We start from the raw sequence: 837 nt of genomic DNA, 5'->3' as shown, positions 1-837 counted from the left end.
CTAGGGTCAGGACCCATTGATTTCCGTCTAGCGGCGTGATTCACGGTTCGAAAAACGAGCGGTGAACATGTCTGATCTTTTCTGGTTGAGCGATGCGCAGATGGCGCGTTTGAAGCCCTATTTTCCAAAGTCCCACGGCAAACCACGCGTTGATGATCGGCGCGTGCTTAGTGGGATTATCTTCATCAATCGCAATGGTTTACGGTGGCGTGATGCGCCGAGGGAGTACGGTCCTCACAAGACGCTCTACAATCGTTGGAAGCGCTGGAGCGATAAAGGCATCTTTGCGCAGATGATGGTCGGTCTGGCGGCCAACCACGGCGAAGAGAAGACCGTGATGATCGATGCAACCTATCTCAAGGCCCACCGAACAGCGACCAGCATGGGCGTAAAAAAGGGGGGCGTGGACGCCTGATCGGTCGGACCAAAGGCGGCATGAACACAAAGTTGCACGCCATCTGCGACAGTCAGGGGCGGCCACTCAACTTGTTCGTCACCGCCGGACAGGTCAGCGACTACATCGGGGCACGGGCCTTGCTGAGCAGCTTGCCCAAGGTCGAATGGTTGCTTGGGGATCGAGGCTATGACGCCGACTGGTTCAGAGAAGCGTTGAAAGACAAAGGGATAAGATCCTGCATCCCAGGTCGGAAACAGCGCAAGAAAGCCGTAAAATACGACAAGCGCCGCTACAAACGCCGCAACCGGATTGAGATCATGTTTGGCAGGCTGAAGGATTGGCGACGTGTGGCCACACGATACGACAGATGCCCCAAGGTCTTCCTCTCCGCAATCGCACTCGCCGCGCTGGTCATCTATTGGCTATGAGTCCTGACCCTA

The 837-nt window shown here is 56.0% G+C and carries 1 protein-coding gene; it reads left to right on the top strand.

The genetic code is table 11. From position 1 onward, the window contains the following. Positions 1 to 67: 67 nt before the first annotated feature. Positions 68 to 825, top strand: a protein-coding gene (locus PRI8871_RS19405; protein WP_108887814.1) for an IS5 family transposase whose coding sequence is annotated in 2 segments (ribosomal slippage) — positions 68 to 389 and positions 389 to 825 — 759 coding nt in all. Because the reading frame shifts where the segments join, the coding sequence is not laid out codon by codon here. Positions 826 to 837: the final 12 nt, after the last annotated feature.

Source organism: Pseudoprimorskyibacter insulae, from assembly GCF_900302505.1.
Taxonomy (GTDB): Bacteria; Pseudomonadota; Alphaproteobacteria; order Rhodobacterales; family Rhodobacteraceae; genus Pseudoprimorskyibacter; species Pseudoprimorskyibacter insulae.
Note: the sequence above shows the minus strand (reverse complement) of the source record. Positions and strands in the feature narration are given on the sequence as shown.